This window comes from Mycobacterium marseillense (assembly GCF_010731675.1).
Taxonomy (GTDB): domain Bacteria; phylum Actinomycetota; class Actinomycetes; order Mycobacteriales; family Mycobacteriaceae; genus Mycobacterium; species Mycobacterium marseillense.
Map to the genome: position 1 here is coordinate 2,984,253 of NZ_AP022584.1, position 14,203 is coordinate 2,998,455.

Annotated in this window: 17 protein-coding genes; 1 reads left to right on the forward strand and 16 read right to left on the reverse strand. The window is 67.8% G+C overall.

The window, feature by feature from the left end:
* Positions 1-106: 106 nt before the first annotated feature.
* The 12 genes from G6N26_RS13595 to rpsJ all read right to left on the reverse strand — a co-directional run bounded on the left by G6N26_RS13595 (position 107) and on the right by rpsJ (position 8,049).
* Complete coding sequence (locus tag G6N26_RS13595; RefSeq protein WP_083018503.1) at positions 107-2,470, reverse strand: arylsulfatase; 2,364 nt, start codon at positions 2,468-2,470, stop codon at positions 107-109.
* A gap of 84 nt (positions 2,471-2,554) precedes the next feature.
* The gene (gene rpsQ, locus G6N26_RS13600; RefSeq protein WP_067166308.1) at positions 2,555-2,902 is read right to left on the reverse strand and encodes a 30S ribosomal protein S17; all 348 of its coding nucleotides are present in this window, start codon (positions 2,900-2,902) and stop codon (positions 2,555-2,557) included.
* Positions 2,902-3,135 (reverse strand): 50S ribosomal protein L29, encoded by a 234-nt coding sequence (rpmC, locus tag G6N26_RS13605; protein WP_008260802.1) that lies wholly within the window; start codon positions 3,133-3,135, stop codon positions 2,902-2,904. The genes rpsQ and rpmC overlap by 1 nt, the downstream gene beginning before the upstream one ends.
* On the reverse strand, positions 3,135-3,551 hold the full coding sequence (rplP, locus tag G6N26_RS13610; protein WP_007773582.1) for a 50S ribosomal protein L16: 417 nt from the start codon (positions 3,549-3,551) through the stop codon (positions 3,135-3,137). The genes rpmC and rplP overlap by 1 nt, the downstream gene beginning before the upstream one ends.
* A gap of 3 nt (positions 3,552-3,554) precedes the next feature.
* Entirely contained in the window at positions 3,555-4,382 is an 828-nt protein-coding gene (gene rpsC / locus G6N26_RS13615; RefSeq protein ID WP_067166305.1) for a 30S ribosomal protein S3, read from the reverse strand.
* Positions 4,382-4,924: a 50S ribosomal protein L22 gene (gene rplV, locus G6N26_RS13620; RefSeq protein WP_067166301.1), complete on the reverse strand. Its 543-nt coding sequence runs from the start codon at positions 4,922-4,924 to the stop codon at positions 4,382-4,384. The genes rpsC and rplV overlap by 1 nt, the downstream gene beginning before the upstream one ends.
* Positions 4,921-5,202 carry a 30S ribosomal protein S19 gene (gene rpsS, locus G6N26_RS13625; protein ID WP_008260806.1) on the reverse strand — a complete coding sequence of 94 codons (282 nt, stop codon included), beginning with the start codon at positions 5,200-5,202 and terminating at the stop codon, positions 4,921-4,923. The genes rplV and rpsS overlap by 4 nt, the downstream gene beginning before the upstream one ends.
* A gap of 29 nt (positions 5,203-5,231) precedes the next feature.
* Entirely contained in the window at positions 5,232-6,074 is an 843-nt protein-coding gene (gene rplB / locus G6N26_RS13630) for a 50S ribosomal protein L2 (RefSeq protein WP_008260807.1), read from the reverse strand.
* A 28-nt stretch (positions 6,075-6,102) separates the two neighbouring features.
* Positions 6,103-6,405, reverse strand: a complete 303-nt coding sequence (gene rplW / locus G6N26_RS13635; protein ID WP_003873516.1) for a 50S ribosomal protein L23 — start codon at positions 6,403-6,405, stop codon at positions 6,103-6,105.
* The gene (gene rplD / locus G6N26_RS13640) at positions 6,405-7,076 is read right to left on the reverse strand and encodes a 50S ribosomal protein L4 (RefSeq protein ID WP_067166298.1); all 672 of its coding nucleotides are present in this window, start codon (positions 7,074-7,076) and stop codon (positions 6,405-6,407) included. The genes rplW and rplD overlap by 1 nt, the downstream gene beginning before the upstream one ends.
* Positions 7,076-7,729, reverse strand: a complete 654-nt coding sequence (rplC, locus tag G6N26_RS13645) for a 50S ribosomal protein L3 (RefSeq protein ID WP_067166294.1) — start codon at positions 7,727-7,729, stop codon at positions 7,076-7,078. Before rplC ends, rplD begins: the two co-directional genes overlap by 1 nt.
* Before the next feature lie 14 nt (positions 7,730-7,743).
* The gene (rpsJ, locus tag G6N26_RS13650) at positions 7,744-8,049 is read right to left on the reverse strand and encodes a 30S ribosomal protein S10 (protein ID WP_003873519.1); all 306 of its coding nucleotides are present in this window, start codon (positions 8,047-8,049) and stop codon (positions 7,744-7,746) included.
* Between the two features lie 456 nt (positions 8,050-8,505).
* Here rpsJ and G6N26_RS13655 point away from each other — a divergent pair, with 456 nt between their 5' ends.
* The gene (locus G6N26_RS13655; protein ID WP_083018568.1) at positions 8,506-9,768 is read left to right on the forward strand and encodes a cytochrome P450; all 1,263 of its coding nucleotides are present in this window, start codon (positions 8,506-8,508) and stop codon (positions 9,766-9,768) included.
* Here the strand turns inward: G6N26_RS13655 and G6N26_RS13660 are convergent.
* The 4 genes from G6N26_RS13660 to mftE form a co-directional block, all read right to left on the reverse strand.
* The gene (locus tag G6N26_RS13660) at positions 9,734-10,288 is read right to left on the reverse strand and encodes a TetR/AcrR family transcriptional regulator (RefSeq protein WP_232067597.1); all 555 of its coding nucleotides are present in this window, start codon (positions 10,286-10,288) and stop codon (positions 9,734-9,736) included. The two genes, G6N26_RS13655 and G6N26_RS13660, sit on opposite strands and share 35 nt — an antisense overlap.
* 171 nt (positions 10,289-10,459) lie before the next feature.
* Positions 10,460-11,899, reverse strand: coding sequence for a mycofactocin dehydrogenase MftG (gene mftG, locus G6N26_RS13665; RefSeq protein WP_083018505.1), 1,440 nt, complete (start codon positions 11,897-11,899; stop codon positions 10,460-10,462).
* Positions 11,900-11,907: 8 nt separating this feature from the next.
* On the reverse strand, positions 11,908-13,326 hold the full coding sequence (gene mftF / locus G6N26_RS13670; RefSeq protein ID WP_067166282.1) for a mycofactocin biosynthesis glycosyltransferase MftF: 1,419 nt from the start codon (positions 13,324-13,326) through the stop codon (positions 11,908-11,910).
* Entirely contained in the window at positions 13,323-14,054 is a 732-nt protein-coding gene (mftE, locus tag G6N26_RS13675) for a mycofactocin biosynthesis peptidyl-dipeptidase MftE (protein ID WP_083018508.1), read from the reverse strand. The genes mftF and mftE overlap by 4 nt, the downstream gene beginning before the upstream one ends.
* Positions 14,055-14,203 lie beyond the last annotated feature (149 nt).

Here is a 14,203-nt window from a genome sequence, read left to right on the forward strand (position 1 = left end):
ATGCTAGCAGCGCACCCGGCACTTTTCAGCGGATAACGACGCGGGCGCCGGGCCCGCGATTCCACCGATCCGGCACCGGCGGCGGCCCTCGCCTCGCGCGGTCGGGTCAGTCACGCGAAAAGGCCAGCGCGATCTCGGTTTCCACGTCTCGATAGGAGCGACCGGACAGGTCGACGGTGACCTGCGCGATGGTTCCGCCGGTGAATGCGAAGGGCGCTTTGAAGCGGCTGGACACACCCGATCCGCCGTTGCGCCCCACCGTGATGCCGGCGCCCGCCAGGCCGAAGGTGCCGGGGTGGGTGATCACCCCGGCGAGCGTTCCGACGACCTCGTCGTCGATGAACAGCGTGAGGTCTCCGAGCGGCGTGTGAGAATTTTCGACCGTCCCGGTCCGCGAGTAGCTGGCGCCGAACAGATGCCTGCCCAACGGCACGGGCTGTGACGAGGAGACTTCCTGCTGGCGCTCGCCGAGGAAGTTGTACACGTAATGCAGCCGCCCGTCCTGGATGAACAACACGTGCCCCCCGTGCGCGCCGCCCTGCTTGAACAGCACGCCCTCAGCGCCGGTGGTATCGATGGTCACCTCGGCCAACACCGAGAACGACCGGCCGCCGATTTCGGCGGCGGCGCCGATGCCCACATCCGCGCAATCGGGATAGTAGATGTAGGTGGACCGTTCGCCGACCAGATATGGTCGCGAGCGCCCCAGGGTCTCCAGGATGTTGAAATCCGACAGCGGCAGCCCGTTGTACTTGGCGGCCTCCGAGAACCACAACGCCTTGAGTTCCTCGAGTTTCTCCGGCTTTTCCGCCGCGAGGTCGTGGCACTGGCTGCGGTCGGCCTCGATGTGGAACAGTTCCCAACGGTCGGCGTCGAAATGCGACCAGCCGGCCGGTGTGGCCGCGTGCACGGTGTTGGCGAACCACCCTTCGTGCCAGATCCCGCGGGTACCCAACATGGTGTAGAACTGGGTGCTTTTGCCGGTGGCGGCGCCCGGATCAGTAAGGGCCCCTTTGAAACTCACGCCATCGAGTGGCTTCTGCGCGATGCCCTTGACGGTGTCCGGCGGCGTCAGCCCGAGCAAGTCGTAGACGGTCGGAGTGATGTCGCAGACGTTGACGTAGTGGTCACGAACCTCGCCGTGTGCGGCAATCCCGTTGGGCCAGGAGATGATTGCGGTGTCGGCGATCCCGCCCTCGTGGGAGGCGTAGCGCTTGTAGAGCTTGTAGGGAGTGTTGAACGCCATCGCCCACCCGATCGGGTAATGGTTGTAGGTCTGCGGCCCGCCCAGATGCTCGAACAGCTTCATGCTCTCTTCGACGGTGTCGATGTAGCCGTTGAAGAACTTGCCCTCGTTGACCGATCCGTTCGGGCCGCCCTCGCCGCTGGCGCCGTTGTCGGAGATCACCACGATGATGGTGTTGTCGATCTGGCCCGATTCCTCGAGATAGTCCAGGATCCGGCCGATCTGGGCGTCGGTGTAGCTCAGGAACCCGGCGAACACTTCGGCCATCCGGGAAAACAGCTTCTTCTCCTCGTCGGTCAGCGAGTCCCACGGGCGCACCGTGTCCTGCAGGGGCCACTCCTGGCCGTCGGGCCCCTTCACGTCGAGGTACGGGTTGACCGGCGAGAGTTCGGTGTCCGGCGGCACGATTCCCATCGACTTCTGCTTTTCCAGCACGATCTCGCGGTAGCGCTCGTAGCCCATGTCGAAGCGGCCCGTGTAGCGGTCGGCCCATTCGGAGAAGACGTGATGTGGCGCGTGCCCGGCGCCGGGGCACACGTAGGAGAACCAAGGCTTCTCGGGCGCAATCACTTTGGCGTCACGGATGAATTCGATCGTCTTGTCGGCGAGGTCCTTGGAGAGGTGGTAGCCGTCCTCCGGGGTGGCCGGCGGGTTCACGGGATGGTTGTCGTACACCAGGTCGGGGTACCACTGGTCGGTCTCCCCGCCCAGGAACCCGTAGAACCGTTCGAAGCCACGGGAGATCGGCCAGTGCCGCTTCGTCGACGCCAGGTTCGATTCCTCCAGCGGCGTCAGGTGCCACTTGCCCACGCAGTAGGTGTTGTACCCCTGCTCGGCGAGAGCCTCGGACAGCAGGGCGGTGTCGAACGGGATGCGGCCGTTGGCGTTCGGGAAGCCCTCGGTGAACTCCTCGATGGTGGCCATGCCCACGGTCGTGGCGTTGCGCCCGGTGAGCAACGACGCGCGGGTCGGCGAACACAGCGCGGTGGTGTGAAACTGCGAAAGCCGGACGCCGCGCTCGGCGATGCGCGACATCGTGGGCATCTCGACCAAGCCGCCGAAGCAGTCCCAGGTCGCGATGCCCGTGTCGTCCCACACCAGATAAAGGACGTTCGGTGCGTCCTGTGGCGCGGTCGGCGCGGCGTAGGGGCCCCAATCCGGTTCGGAATCCCGGATATCCAGCTCGATTTTGCCGTTGAACTCGCCGCGGAAGTCAGGAGACATGCGCCGAGCGTAACGCCACTGCGAGAATTCGGCCGTTCTTTCGCAGTGAGGTTACGCTCGGCGAACGCACATACGCGTGAGGGGTTATTTCGCCTTTTCCAGAATTTCGACGAGCCGCCAGCGCTTGGTGGCCGACGTCGGGCGCGTCTCCATCAGCGAGACGCGGTCGCCGATCCCGGCGGTGCTGTTCTCGTCGTGCGCCTTGACCTTCGTGGTGGTCCGGATGATCTTGCCGTACAGCGGGTGACGCACGCGGTCTTCCAGTTCGACCACGATGGTCTTCTGCATCTTGTCGCTCACCACGTAACCGATGCGCATCTTGCGCCGGCCGCGCACCTTCGGGTTCGCCGGGGTGTTCTTGGGGCCCTTGTCCTTTGAGGCGGCCTGCGCTGCAGCGGCCTTCTTGGGGGCGGCCTTCTTGGCTTCTGCCATCACGATTCCTTACCATCGGGCCCGGAAGCCAGGCCCAGTTCTCGTTCGCGCAGCACGGTGTAGACGCGCGCGATCTCCTGACGCACGGTGCGGAGCCGGCGGTTGTTGGTGAGCTGGCCGGTCGCCATCTGGAAACGCAGGTTGAACAGCTCTTCTTTGGACTCGCGCAACCGCTCGGTCAGCTCCTCGTCGGTGAGCTCGCGCAGTTCGCCCGGCGAAATTCCCACTGCCATCAGAACTGATCCTCTCGAGTCACGATGCGCGCCTTGATCGGCAACTTGTGGATTGCGCGGGTGAGCGCCGCCCGGGCGGTCTGCTCGTTGGGGTAGCTGAGCTCGAACAGCACCCGGCCCGGCTTGACGTTGACGACCCACCACTCCGGCGAACCCTTACCCGAACCCATCCGGGTTTCCGCGGGCTTCTTGGTCAGCGGGCGGTCGGGGAACACGTTGATCCACACCTTGCCGCCACGCTTGATGTGCCGGTTGATGGCGATACGAGCGGACTCGATCTGCCGGTTGGTGACGTAGGCGTGCTCCAGGGCCTGGATGCCGTAGTCACCGAAGTTCACCGCCGTGCCGCCGCTGGCGATGCCGCGCTGGCGTGGGTGGTGCTGCTTGCGGTGTTTAACTCTGCGTGGAATCAACATGATTCAGCTCTCCGTGCTTTGCGGTTCTGCAGCGGGTGCGGCGGCGCTCGCAGCGCCCTCTTCGGCGCTGGCGGCCCGGCCGGCCTCGGTGCTGGTGGCCGTGGTGCCCGACGCGCCACTGCGGCGCGGGCGGGTGCCCGACGGACGCTCACGGCGGGAACGCTCGGCACCCGCGGGGGCGGCGGCGGCCAGCTCGCGCTTGCCACCGACGATGTCGCCCTTGTAGATCCACACCTTCACGCCGATCCGGCCGAAGGTGGTCTTGGCCTCGTACAGGCCGTAGTCGATGTCCGCCCGCAGCGTGTGCAGCGGCACCCGGCCCTCGCGGTAGAACTCCGAGCGGCTCATCTCGGCACCACCGAGACGGCCGGAGCACTGCACCCGGATGCCCTTGACGTTGGGCTGGCGCATCGCCGACTGGATGGCCTTGCGCATCGCCCGGCGGAACGCGACCCGGTTGCTCAGCTGCTCGGCGACGCCCTGGGCCACCAATTGTGCTTGCGACTCAGGGTTTCTGACCTCGAGGATGTTGAGCTGCACCTGCTTGCCGGTCAGCTTCTCCAGATCGGCACGGATGCGGTCGGCCTCGGTGCCGCGACGGCCGATGACGATGCCCGGACGCGCGGTGTGGATGTCCACCCGGACGCGGTCGCGGGTGCGCTCGATCTCCACGTCGGCGATCCCGGCCCGCTCCAGGCCGGTCGACAGCAGCCGCCGGATCGCGACGTCTTCCTTGACGTAGTCCGAGTACTGCTTGTCGGCGTACCAGCGCGACTTCCAGTCGGTCGTGATGCCCAGCCGGAAGCCGTGCGGATTGATCTTCTGGCCCACTAGTCTGAGCCTCCCTTCGCGTCAGAAGTCTCAGACGTCTTGGCTTCGGCTTTCGGTGCGGCCTTCTTCGCGGGCGCTTTTGCCGCGGCCTTCTTGGCGGGCGCCTTGGTGGCCGGCGCCTTCTTGGCGGCGGCCTTGCTGGCCTCGGCGCGACGGGCCCGGGTCGACTTCGCCGACCGCTGGTCTTTCGCCGGGCGGCTCTCCACCACGACGGTGATGTGGCTGGTGCGCTTGCGGATCCGGAACGCGCGGCCCTGGGCGCGCGGGCGGATGCGCTTGGCCGTCGGGCCCTCGTCGGCGTAGACGGTGGCGACCACCAGGGTCGACGGGTCCAGCCCGTTGTTGTTCTGCGCGTTGGCCGCGGCGCTGGCGATGACCTTGGCCACCGGCTCGCTGGCGGCCTGCGGCGCCCAGCGCAAGATGTCCAGCGCGTCGGCCACCGAGCGGCCGCGCACCAGGTCGATCACCCGGCGCGCCTTTCTCGGCGACACCCGCACGAAGCGTGCTTTGGCCACCGCCGAGGGAAATTCAGTCGTGGTCATCGCCGTTTGGCCTTCCGGTCGTCCTTGATGTGTCCCTTGAAGGTGCGGGTGGGGGCGAATTCACCAAGCTTGTGGCCGACCATCGACTCGGTGACGAACACCGGGACGTGCTTGCGTCCGTCGTGGACGGCGAAGGTGTGGCCGATGAAGTCAGGAATGATCGTCGAACGCCGCGACCATGTCTTGATCACCTGTTTGGTGTTCTTCTCGTTCTGCGTGTCCACCTTCTTGAGCAGGTGGCCATCGACGAACGGGCCCTTCTTCAGGCTGCGTGGCATGTGCTGGTACTCCTAGTCCTGGGACTTCCTCAGCGCCCGTGCTTCTTGCCGGTGCGCCGGCGTCGGACAATGAGCTTGTTACTGGCCTTGTTCGGGTGGCGGGTGCGGCCCTCGGGCTTACCCCACGGGCTCACCGGGTGACGACCACCGGAGGTCTTACCCTCACCACCACCGTGCGGGTGGTCCACCGGGTTCATGACCACACCACGGACCGAAGGGCGCTTGCCCTTCCACCGCATGCGGCCGGCCTTCCCCCAGTTGATGTTCGCCTGCTCGGCGTTGCCCACCTCGCCGACGGTGGCGCGGCAGCGCACGTCGACGCGACGGATCTCACCGCTGGGCATACGCAGCGACGCGTAGGTGCCCTCCTTACCGAGCAACTGAATGCTCGCACCGGCCGAACGCGCCAGCTTGGCACCACCGCCCGGCCGCAGTTCCACGGCGTGGATCACGGTACCGGCCGGGATATTGCGCAACGGCAGGTTGTTGCCCGGCTTGATGTCCGCGTTCGGACCCGTCTCCACCACATCGCCCTGTGAAAGACCCTGCGGCGCAATGATGTAGCGCTTCTCCCCGTCCAGGAAGTGCAGCAACGCGATGTTGGCGGTCCGGTTGGGGTCGTATTCGATGTGGGCGACCTTGGCGTTGACGCCGTCCTTGTCGTTGCGACGGAAGTCGATCACCCGGTAGGCACGCTTGTGGCCGCCACCCTTGTGGCGGGTGGTGATGCGGCCGTGCGCGTTACGCCCACCGTGACCGTGCAGCGGCCGAACCAACGACTTCTCCGGGGTGGAACGAGTGACCTCGGAGAAATCGGAGACGCTTGCGCCGCGACGGCCGGGGCTCGTCGGCTTGTACTTACGAATTGCCATGTCTAATCAGGTCTTCCTCTCGCGGCGGCTAGGCCGGTGCCCCGAACAGATCGATCGGCTTGCTACCCGGCGCCAGCGTGACGATGGCCCGCTTGGTGCTCTTGCGCTTGCCGAACCCGGTCCTGGTGCGCTTCCGCTTACCCTGCCGGTTCGCGGTGTTCACCGACGCGACCTTGACGGAGAAGATCTTCTCGATGGCGATCTTGATCTGCGTCTTGTTCGAATCGGGGTGCACCACGAACGTGTACACGTTGTCATCGAGGAGCGAATAGGACTTCTCCGAGATGACCGGGGCCAAAATGATGTCGCGGGGGTCAGTGACGGTCGCCATCAGGCCGAAACCTCCTCGGGAGTACCGGTGTTGGCGCTGATGTAGGCGTTGAGGGCCTCCACGCTGAACACCACGTCGTCGGAGCGCAGCACGTCATAGGTGTTGAGCTGGCCCGGTGTCAGAACGTGCACACCGGGCAGGTTGCGCACGCTCTTGGCGGCGGCTTCGTCGCTGCGTCCGATCACGACCAACACCTGCTTACGGTCGGTCAGCGTGCCCAGGAACGCCTTGGCGTTCTTCGTCGAAGGCGTTTGGCCGGTGACGATTTCGGTGACCGCGTGGATGCGCCCGTTGCGCGCCCGGTCGGACAGTGCGCCGCGCAACGCCGCGGCGATCATCTTCTTGGGCGTGCGCTGGCTGTAATCACGCGGCTTGGGGCCGTGCACGACGCCACCGCCGGTGAACTGCGGGGCCCGCGTGGAACCCTGCCGCGCGCGGCCGGTTCCCTTCTGCCGGTACGGCTTACGGCCACCGCCGCTGACGTCGCCGCGGGTCTTGGTCGAATGCGTGCCCTGGCGCGCCGCCGCCCGCTGGGCGGTGACGACTTGGTGCATCAGCGCGATATTGGCCGGGGCGTCGAACAATTCGGCCGGCAATTCGATCGAGCCGTCGACCTTGCCGGCCGGCGTCTTGACGTCGATCTTGAGCGTCTTGGAACCTTGTGCTGCCATCACTTCTCACCTCGTTTGACCGCGCTGCGGACCACCACGAGTCCACCGGTGCGGCCGGGGACCGCACCCTTGATCAGCAGCACGCCGTTCTCGGTATCGACCTTGTGCACCAACAGGTTTTGGACGGTCACCCGGTCGTTACCCATCCGGCCCGCCATCCGCGTGCCCTTGAACACGCGGGCGGGGGTGGCGCAACCACCGATGGAACCCGGGCGACGGTGCACCGCCTGGGCACCGTGACTGGCGCCCTGACCGCTGAAGCCGTGGCGCTTCATGGTGCCGGCGAAGCCCTTCCCCTTGGAGGTTCCGGTCACGTCGACGTAGCTGCCGTCGGTGAAGATCTCGGCGGTCAGCTCCTGGCCGACCTGGTATTCGGCCGCGGCGTCCGGGTTGTCCAACCGCAGCTCGGCCAGGAACCGGCGCGGGTTGACGCCCGCGGCCGCGTACTGACCGGTCACCGGCTTGTTCACCTTGCGCGGACTGATCTCGCCGTACGCCAGCTGAACGGCGCTGTAGCCGTCCTGCTCCGGCGTGCGGACGCGGGTCACCACGTTCGGTCCGGCCTTGACGACCGTCACCGGCACAATCCTGTTGTTCTCGTCGAATACCTGCGTCATGCCCAGCTTGGTACCGAGAATGCCCTTACGCGCCATTGCTCTGTAACTCCCTACTGGATGTTGACGTCGACACTGGCCGGAAGGTCGATGCGCATCAGCGCGTCAACGGTCTTCGGCGTCGGGTCGAGGATGTCGATCAGCCGCTTGTGCGTGCGCATCTCGAAGTGCTCCCGCGAGTCCTTGTACTTGTGCGGAGAGCGGATGACGCAATACACATTCTTCTCGGTCGGCAGCGGCACCGGCCCTACGACACTGGCACCCGTGCGAACGACGGTCTCGACGATCTTGCGCGCCGACGCGTCGATAGCCTCATGGTCGTAGGCCTTAAGCCTGATGCGGATCTTCTGTCCCGCCACGCTTCTCCTACCCTCACTCCTGTTGAGGCCCGGTATCCGGGCTCAAATAATCCATGTCCTCAGTGCCACCGGCGCGCCGATCGGGCCGGCCGATTGTCGGCCGATCGAGCGTTGCGCCGGATATTGCGCCGCTGTTTACCTGTCGTGGTCCACCGGCCCCCGCGGTCGGGTGTGTCACCCTCACGCGGCTTCGGCGCGCCGATTTCAGGATCGAAATTCGTCGCTCTCGAAGGATGGGACCGGACGCGCCCGTTTGGACGCTGGTCGTATGCCCGACCAGGCGCAAACCCGGCTCAAGGCAACCTGAACAGTATGCCCTAGATCGGGGCCCGAACAAAATTCGGGCGAGATCCCGGACCGAATCCGCCGCACCCGCCCTGGGCGCGGTCACGACACTACACTAACCCGCTGGTCAGAGGCCTTGAGATGGCCGGCGCCGGGGCCAAGACTGGTGCCATGAGCACACCGACCGTGGATCCGGAAACCGCACAGGCCGTCAAGGTGTTCGCCGACCCCACCGCCTACGCCGACGAGCCGCGGCTGCATGCGGCGCTGACGCACCTGCGCGCGCACGCGCCGGTGGCGTTGGTCGACTGTCCGCCGTATCGACCGTTCTGGGCGATCACCAAGCACGCCGACGTCATGGAGATCGAGCGGGCCAATGACCTGTTCCTCAACGAGCCGCGGCCGTTGCTCGCGCCCGCCGAGGCCGACGACTTCGCGCGCGCCCAGCTGGACGCCGGCATGGGGCTGCGCACCCTGATCCACATGGACGATCCCCGGCACCGGGTGGTGCGCGCGATCGGTGCCGACTGGTTTCGCCCCAAGGCCATGCGCGCGCTGAAGGTCAGGGTCGACGAGCTGGCCAAGATCTACGTCGACAAGATGCTGGCCGCGGGCGGCGAATGCGATTTCGTGCAGGAGGTCGCCGTGAACTACCCGCTGTACGTGATCTTGTCGCTGCTGGGCCTGCCCGAATCGGATTTCCCGCGCATGCTCAAACTCACCCAGGAGCTCTTCGGCGGCGACGACGAGGAGTTCAAGCGGGGCACCACGCCCGAGGAGCAGATGCAGATCCTGCTCGATTTCTTCAGCTACTTCAGCGATCTCACCGCGGCGCGGCGGGCCCATCCCACCGACGACCTGGCCTCGGCGATCGCCAACGCGCGCGTCGACGGCGAGCCACTGTCGGACGTCGACACGGCCTCCTATTACGTCATCATCGCGACCGCCGGCCACGACACCACGAGCGCCACCATCGCCGGCGGCCTGCAGGCGCTGATCGAAAACCCCGACCAGCGCGCCCGGTTGACCGCCGACCCCGGATTGATGCCGTTGGCGACCGAGGAGATGATCCGCTGGGTGACGCCGGTCAAGGAGTTCATGCGCACCGCGGTAACGGACACCACCGTTCGCGGCGTGCCGATCGCCGCCGGTGAATCGGTCTATCTGTCCTACGTGTCGGCGAACCGCGACGAGGAGGTGTTCGACGACCCGTTCCGGTTCGATGTGGGCCGAGACCCCAACAAGCACTTGGCCTTTGGCTACGGCGTCCACTTCTGCCTGGGGGCCGCGCTGGCCCGCATGGAGGTGAACAGCTTTTTCACCGAGCTACTGCCCCGGCTGGAATCGGTCGAGTGCGCTGGGGAACCGGAACTCATCGCCACCACGTTCGTCGGTGGTCTCAAGCACCTGCCGATTCGGTATTCGCTGCGTTAGCCCGATTGGTCTGCACGTGCAGGAAGCCGTCGACCGCCGCCAGCGCGCATTCGCGGTAGTCGAAATCGGGCAGGGTGGACAGGCGCCCCAACACCAGGGGGCCGATGAGCATGGCGATCGCCCGGGATCGGTCGACCTCGCCCAGCTCGGCGGCCTCCGGGCTGTCGAAGATGACGTCGAACGGCTCCGCGTACTGCTGGGCGATCCGCTCGCGCAGGGTGGTGATCGCCGCGCTGTCGGCATTGACGCTGTGCCGGGGTTCGGGCAGCCCCTCCAGGTCACGCCCCAGCGCCAGCCAGGACATGGCCGTCATGATGGTGGGCGCGTGGGCCACGGACTCGGCCTGGGCCAGCACCACCGCGACCAGCCGGTCGCGCAGCGACCCCTCGGCCGGCGGGGTCGGCGACGCCGGTATCAGGCTGTTGAAAGCCGCTGCCAGCAAGTCATTTCCGCTCGGGAAGTGGCGATACAGGGTCGCCCTGGCCACGTTGGCGGTGCGGGTGACCGCGTCGACCGTCACCGCGCTGGGGCCCCCGGCGCGCAGCAGCGTGACGGCCGCGTCCAGCAGCCTGGCCCGCGACCTCGCCGGGCGCGGATCGGTCGTCCCGGTGGTAATGGCGACCACCTCCTGTCTGAAACGAGACTATCGGGTCGAAACCCCGGTGTCTGCGCCGACGAGATCACCGTTAGGTCATTGAACGAACTCCGCGGCCCGGTGCCCGAGCATCACGATCGTGGCGTGCGGACCGCGGCTGGGGATCGCGGGCAGGACCGAGCCGTCGATCACCCACAGGTTGTCGACGCCGTAGACGCGGCACCGCGGGTCGACGACGGCCCGCGGGTCGCCGTCGACCCCCATCGGCGCGGTGCCGCACAGGTGTTGCGACGTGGACCAGACAGCTGACGCGGAACCGATTCTGTTACCGGCCAATTCGCGGGCCAATTCGTGGCCCCGGCGCAGGGCCGCGACGTCGTCGGGCTCGCTGTCGTAGCGGTGCTCGATGCGCGGCGCCACGTCGGGATCGGCCGAGACCAGCGTGATGCGGCCCCGCGCCCGTGGTTGCATGAGCGCCACCCCGATGTGCGGCCAGTCGGGATGTCCGGCGGTGCCGTCACCGGTCATCGCCACGAATCCGCCCGTGTACGGCCTGATCTCAAGGCCATCTGCCGTGCTGAGCACCACCTCGAGCACGGGCCGCCCTGGGGCCACCACCCAGTCGGTGGGCAACACCCACTCGGCATGGTCGCTGAACGACGCCCCGACCGGCAGCGCCGCGACCACCGGCACCCCGGCGGCGGCCAGCATGTCGGCCGCACCGATGCCCGAGAGCATGAGGAGATGCGCCGTTTCAATCGCGCCGCCGCACAAGATGATTCGGTCGGCGGTGAACGTGGTGTGGCCGTGCGGCCCGATCGCGTCCACCCCCACCGCGACGGTCCCGTCGAAACGCAACCGCGCCGCCCGGGTCCGCGAGCGCAGGCACAGGTTCGGCCGGCTCAGCGCCGGGATCAGATACCCCGCGCCGGACCCCCGGCGCACGCCGTCGACGATGTTGAGCGGGACGGCGCCGATGCCCGAAACCGGCTCCGCCGCAACGTCGTTGAGGTCAGCGATCCAGCCGAACCCGGCACGCTGGGCGGCGGTGATGAAACGCTCCGTGGTTCCGGTCATCTCGTGGGTCCGGCGCACGAGGATGGGGCCGCTGTCGCCGTGGGCGGGGCCGTCGAAGTCCAGGTCGGTCTCGATGGCCCGGAAGCTATCCAGCACGTCGGGCCATCCCCAGCCCGGTAGGTCCATGCGGTCGAAGTCGCGGGGCAATCCGCGACAGAAGTAGCCGCCGTTGATCGCTCCCGATCCGCCCACCGTGGCGCCGCGCACGAGGGGATGCCGGCGGGCGGGTTCCTCGGTGAGGTGGGTCTGATAGCGCCGGACCAGCGGGCTGCCCACACCGATCGGCAGCTGGAGCCCGTTGGCGGTCTGTGCGAGCAGGCCCGGGTCGTCGAGGGCGGGGCCCGCTTCGAGGACGGTGACCGTACGGCCCGGATCGGCGGAAAGGCGTTCCGCGACAACCGATCCAGCACTGCCGGCGCCGACGATCAGCACATCGCTGTGCGAGACGGCTGCGGTCAAGGCGGTGGCTAACTCCGGATCTGGGGCTTCAGGGCGCGCACGTTGCGCTCCCGTAGCACACCCCACCACAACCCGAGGCCGTACGCCAGGTCGTCGACGCGCTTGAGCACCAGATAGGTCGGCAGCCCGATCGGCTCGACGTCGTCGCCGATGGCGTCGCGGCGGCGAAGCCAGTCGACCACCCCGTCCATGACAGCCGCGACCACCACCACCCGCCGGAAATGCCGCGACATGGTCGCGGCGACCAACGCCAGCGGCCAATAGTGCCGGCACAGCGCCGACGCCAGCTGCAGCGCCGCCGACCACAGGCCGCGGCCCGCGATCACGGCGACATCGGACATCGACGTCTCCGCGCTGCGCATCGCCCGCGCGATGCGCCGACCCGTCACGACGGCCAGCACGATGGACGCCAGCCGCGACAGCGTGGACCCGAAGGCCATCAGGATCCAGGTCATCAGCGCCCAACCGGAGATCACCACCGGCGCCGTCTTGTCCGGGTGGCGCACCGACAGCGGGGCCGCCGAACCGCCGTAAAACGCTTTGCGCGCAAGCCAATCCCGTAGTTCGGTGCGGTGGTCGTGGGCGACCAGCGCGATGGGCTCGTACCGCAGCCGGACCCCGGTCTCGATCAGCCGCCAGCACAGGTCGACGTCCTCGCCGGACTGCAACGTCTCGTCGAACCCGCCGACCTCGCGGATGGCCGAGCACCGACAGATGATCGCCGCGCTGGGGACATACGACACCGTGCTGTGGGGCAACACCGGGGCTTCGCGCTCGCCGAGGTCGAGCGAGGAGTGCACCGCCTCGTAGCGCGCCACCACGTTCTCACTGTGCGACAGGCCGACGATGCGCGGCGCGACCAGGCCGACGGTGGGGTCGCAGAAGTGACCGAGCAGGGCCTCCAGCCAGCCCCGGCGCGGCGCCACGTCGGAATCCAGGAACGCCACGAAGTCCGTCCGGCAGGCCGCCAGCCCGCTGTTGCGGGCGGCCGCCGGGCCCTTGCTGCGGTGGTGGCGCAACACCTCGATGTCGCAGTGCGCGCCGACGAAGTCTTCGGGCTCGACGGGAGGGGACGAGCCGTCGTCGACCACGACGACGCGCAGGCCGCGCAGCGAGCTCACCAGGCGCCGCACGCCAGAAAGGTTGTTGCGCACCGGTATTACCACGGTGACATCGTGGTGCGACGGGCCACCCGCAGGCCGGGGGTGGGCCACCGTGGCGTCCAGCAGGGTGCGGGCGAGCTGGGCGCTGAGGTCGTCGCGCACCTTCAACCGGCCGTCGCAGAGCATGTCCTGTGCGGCCGGGGCCAGCTTGAGCAGTCGGGTCGGCGACCCGCCGAGCAGGGCCGAGCCGTCGCCGAGCACCCGCACGCGGCGGTCGACCTGGACCGCGAAACCGTCGGGCAGCCGGGGGGCGGGCGCGGTCATGCCAGCATCCCGTCGGGGCTGGGACCCCAGCGGGCGACGCGGCGGACACACTCCTCGACCATCTCGGCGACGATGCGCTCCCCCTCGGCGGCGGTGGCGGTGGTCGGGTCGCCGAGCACGCCGACCGGGCTGACCGCCGCGACTCCCCCGCGGCGCATCGACCCGAGCAACTCGGGCAGGGGCGCGGTGTTGCCGGCGCGCCACCGGTCGGTCCGGACATCGGCCGGCGAGATATGCAGCAGGACCGATGTTTCGGTATGACCGGCGTGGGCGTCAGCGCCGGCGGCCACGCACGGGCACCATCCGGCGTCGCGGCCCTCGGCGCGCAGCCTGCCCACCGCGGCGTTCAGCGCGGCGACGTTGCCGCCGTGCCCGTTGACGAACACCAGGCGATCGGCCCACGTGCCGGCCGACCTGCCGTACTCGACCAGCAGCAGCGTCAGCGCGTCGGTGCCCAGCGAGATCGTCCCGGCGAAGCTCTGGTGCTCCCCACTCGCGCCGTAGGCGACGGCCGGGGCCACCAGCCACTCGTCCCCGAGGCGGGCTCGAGCGCGGCGCGCGACCGCCGTCGCGATCCGGGTGTCGGTGTCCAGCGGCAGGTGCGGACCGTGTTGCTCGGTCGAACCCAGCGGAATCAGGACCGATGCCGTCTTGCCGGACAGCTGGCTCGACGTCGCTGTTCCTAGTTCGCCGGGTACGGGCACTCGGTGATGGTAGGACGAATTCACCTGGCGTGCACCAATTGTTGAAGCCTCAAAATAAGTTTTTTTCCGCGGCGTTCACCGGCCATTCGAATTGTCGGCTCGTTCGTCACGGTTACCCCGCCCGTACCACGATTTCCGAGGCCGTCAAATAATTCCGACAAAGCCGCCCTGGA